This window comes from Rhodococcus sp. (in: high G+C Gram-positive bacteria) (genome assembly GCF_049591685.1).
In the GTDB taxonomy this organism is placed as follows: Bacteria; Actinomycetota; Actinomycetes; order Mycobacteriales; family Mycobacteriaceae; genus Rhodococcoides.
Genome location: NZ_JBAWFH010000469.1, coordinates 1 through 3418, shown reverse-complemented (window position 1 = coordinate 3418; position 3418 = coordinate 1). Strand labels below are relative to the sequence as shown.

The window sequence follows — 3418 nt, the reverse complement described above, 5'->3', positions numbered from 1 at the left end:
CATGATCGACCGGATGCGCCAAGAAGCACACGTCGGCCCCGGCAGCCACGGCGGACACACCACCGAAGTCCTCGAACAAGCCCGCCGAGCACCCCTCGCCACCAGCGACCACGAACACTCGGGCGACTGACGACTCCTCCGCCCGGCGGTGACACCGGTCGTTCTCAGTCGACTCTCAGCACCGCACGCGATACTTGTTCGATGCCGACGCCGTCCCCCGCCGGACCGAAGGCAACTCGGGCTACACGGTGGATCCGTCCGTCGTCGATGTCGTTGCAGCGCAACTTCTCCCTGCAACGAAATTTTTCCCTACACAGTCGGATTCGCGTATTGACGATGAGTCTGGCCGCGCTGGCCGTCGCCGTCAGCGCACTCGCCATCTACATCGTTGCCGAGCAGGCATTGCGCGCGCAGGTTGCCGATCGGGTCACCCGTAACGCCGACGCGCTGATCGCAGGCGCAACATCCGGGGTCCCGTCGACGCTGTTCGGTTTCGGCGTCGGCAGCTCGGACGGCCCGGCCATCAAAGTGGCCCTCGTGACGTCGTCGGGCGAGTTCGTTACGTTCACCGCCGAATCGAAACCGTTCACCAATGCTGCCGGAGCTCTCGACGGGCAGGAGCAGAACGTAGTCGACGGCAACGCCGGCGAATCCCTTCGCGAGGTACGCGGATACGTGTTGTCGGCCAAGCGCACCGTCACGGGCGAAACAGTGATGGTCGCCGAATCGCTGGCCACCACGGCGCCACTGCTCGGCAAACTGACACTGGCGCTGGTCACGATCGGCGCCTTCCTCGTCGCATTGGCCGGTATCGCCGGATCGGCTGTTGCTCGCACCGGCCTGCGTCCCGTCAAACGCCTCCGCAATGCCACCGAACGCGTAGCACGAACAGGCGAACTCGAACCCATCCGCATCACCGGCGACGACGAACTCGCCTCGCTGGCCACCAGCTTCAACGACATGCTTGCAGCGCTCGGAGTTTCCGGTGCCCGTCAGAACAAATTGATCACCGATGCGGGCGAAGAGTTGTTGGAGCCGCTGCAAACGCTGCGGGCGAAGATCGACATGGTGATGGCGTTGGATTCGGACGATCCACCGCCGCTCTCGCGCGAACAGCAGGACGAACTCCGCGCCGGCGTCATGAACGACATGGACGTCATCATTCGACTGGTGCACGACCTCGTCGACCAAGCAAGCGACAAGTCGGTCACCGTAGAAGCTCGAGGACCTGCGTTCAGCGTCGCTGAAGACGATGCAACTCGACTTCGCCCAGACGACCGTTGTCGATGACCGCTGTCATGTAGGTGCAGAACGGCTGCCTGCGCCGATCCGTCGGCGAACCGGGATTGAGCAGGCGTAGGCCGGTGTCGGTGACCGTGTCCCACGGAATATGGCTGTGCCCGAACACCAGAACGTCCGTGTCCGGGTATGCAAGCGCCATGCGCCTCTCGCGTCCGGTGGCCGCACCCGTCTCGTGGATCACAGTGAACCTGATGCCGTCGAGCGTCATATCCGCACGCTCCGGCATCGCTGCGCGCAGTTCGTCGGCGTCGTTGTTTCCCCAGCACGCGATCAGGCGCGCCGACCGAGCCGAGAGCGTGCGGTACAGACCGATATCCACCCAGTCACCGGCGTGGACGACGACATCGGCGGAATCAACCGCTGACCAGACCTGTTCGGGCAGATCCCTGGCTCGTTTCGGTACATGCGTGTCGGCGAGGAGCAATAACTTCACCGTGCCAGTGTGCCTTTTACGGTCGGGTGTTCGCAGTTCAACGCACGTACACGGCGGTGCGCTGCCCCGCGATGGTGTGCACCCGCACCGGAGTGTCGAATACGTCGGTGAGAACGTCGTCCTGCATCATCTCCTCCGCGGTTCCGGCGGTCACGATGACCCCGTCACGCAACGCGATGATCCTGTCGGAGTAGGCTCCCGCGAAATTGATGTCGTGCACGATCAGCACGATTGTCTTGCCCAATTCGTCGGCAGCCCTGCGCAATTGCTGCATCATCATGACCGAGTGCTTCATGTCGAGGTTGTTGAGTGGTTCGTCGAGTAGGACGTACTCGGTGTCCTGCGCGAGAACCATCGCGACGAACGCCCGCTGCCGTTGACCCCCGGACAGTTGATCGAGAAACCGGTCACTCAGATTCGTCAGGTTCAAGAACTCCAGTGCCCTGTCGACGTGTTCGGTGTCGTCGGCGGTCAGTCGACCCTTGGAGTGCGGGAACCTGCCGAAGCCGACTAACTCGCGCACCGTCAGGCGCGCGGTGATGTGGTTTTCCTGACGCAGGATCGACAGGTGCTTGGCCAATTCGGCCGATTTCGTCGTGCGGATGTTCATGCCCCCGACCGTGACGGTGCCCGTCGTGGGGTCGAGGAGTCGACCGATGACGGTGAGCAGTGTCGACTTGCCCGCACCGTTCGGACCCACCAGCGACGTGATGCCGCCGTCGGCGATGGTGCCGGTGACCGGTCCGAGCACAGTGTGGTCGGAGTACGACTTGGATACGTCGGCGAAATCGATCACAACTTGCCCCTACGGAGTAGCACGACGAGAAACAGTATGCCGCCGACGAATTCGATGATGACGGTCAGGAAGCCGCCGGCGTAGAAAATGTGCTGCATGACGAATTGCCCCAGCGCAAGCGTGAGGAGTCCGAGCAGAAATGCCATCGGAAGCACGTAGTGGTGCTTGTAGCTCCCTGTTATCTGGTAAGCGAGCGTCGCGACGATGAATCCATAGAACGTCATCGGACCGACCAGCGCGGTCGAGAACGCCACCATCAACGCGATCAACATCAGCATGAGCGTCAGTTCACGCTTGTGCGAGACGCCGATGCCCAGCGCGGCCTCGCGCCCGAGCAACAGCGCGTCGAGGTGATGGCGCCGCACCCACAGGATCATTCCGACGACGAGACACACAACGAAGGCCAACGGCAGGTAGTCGCCCTTGACTGCACTGAGACGGCCGAACAGCTCAACCGACAGCATGTCGTACTCGGTCGGCGAGAGCACACGCTGCAGGAACGTCGAGATGCTGTCGAACGCGAGCCCGATGACCACACCGACCAGCAGCATCAGGAACAGGCTGCCGAATTTCCCTGCAAACATCCACCGATACAGGATTGTCGCGAACACCACCATCAGAGCTGTCTGGGTGAGCAGTTTGGGAATGCCCTCGGTATTGGCGATGACGGTGCCGCCGAAGACGAAGACCATCAGCGTCTGCATGAGGGTGTACATCGAATCGAACCCGATGATGGACGGTGTGAGGATCCGATTGTTGGTGACGGTGTGGAAGACGACGGTGCCGACGCCCTGTGTGAACGCCGCTACCACCATCGCCCCCAGCATGTTCAGGCGCCGAGGAAACGCGAAAGCGAAGGAGCCGCGAACGAACAGGAACAGGAAGCA

4 protein-coding genes are annotated in these 3418 nt (G+C 62.3%); 1 reads left to right on the top strand and 3 read right to left on the bottom strand.

Annotation, left to right across the window (positions count from 1 at the left end; genetic code table 11):
• The first annotated feature begins 201 nt into the window (after positions 1 to 201).
• A complete protein-coding gene (locus WBQ44_RS19415) occupies positions 202 to 1290 on the top strand; it encodes a HAMP domain-containing protein (RefSeq protein ID WP_495568301.1) in 1089 nt (362 codons plus the stop codon).
• On the opposite strand, the gene WBQ44_RS19410 is transcribed toward WBQ44_RS19415, so the two are convergent.
• The 3 genes from WBQ44_RS19410 to WBQ44_RS19400 all read right to left on the bottom strand — a co-directional run.
• Positions 1235 to 1735, bottom strand: a complete 501-nt coding sequence (locus tag WBQ44_RS19410; protein WP_495568300.1) for a metallophosphoesterase family protein — start codon at positions 1733 to 1735, stop codon at positions 1235 to 1237. The genes WBQ44_RS19415 and WBQ44_RS19410 overlap by 56 nt on opposite strands.
• 37 nt (positions 1736 to 1772) lie before the next feature.
• The gene (locus WBQ44_RS19405; protein ID WP_495568299.1) at positions 1773 to 2531 is read right to left on the bottom strand and encodes an iron ABC transporter ATP-binding protein; all 759 of its coding nucleotides are present in this window, start codon (positions 2529 to 2531) and stop codon (positions 1773 to 1775) included.
• The coding region (locus WBQ44_RS19400; RefSeq protein ID WP_495568298.1) for an iron chelate uptake ABC transporter family permease subunit at positions 2528 to 3418 on the bottom strand (891 nt) is incomplete at its 5' end. The genes WBQ44_RS19400 and WBQ44_RS19405, both read right to left, overlap by 4 nt.

Bases quoted from the DNA above. Each gene is read 5' to 3' on its own strand.
- WBQ44_RS19415 (WP_495568301.1), top strand. From the start codon at position 202: ATGCCGACGCCGTCCCCCGCCGGACCGAAGGCAACTCGGGCTACACGG.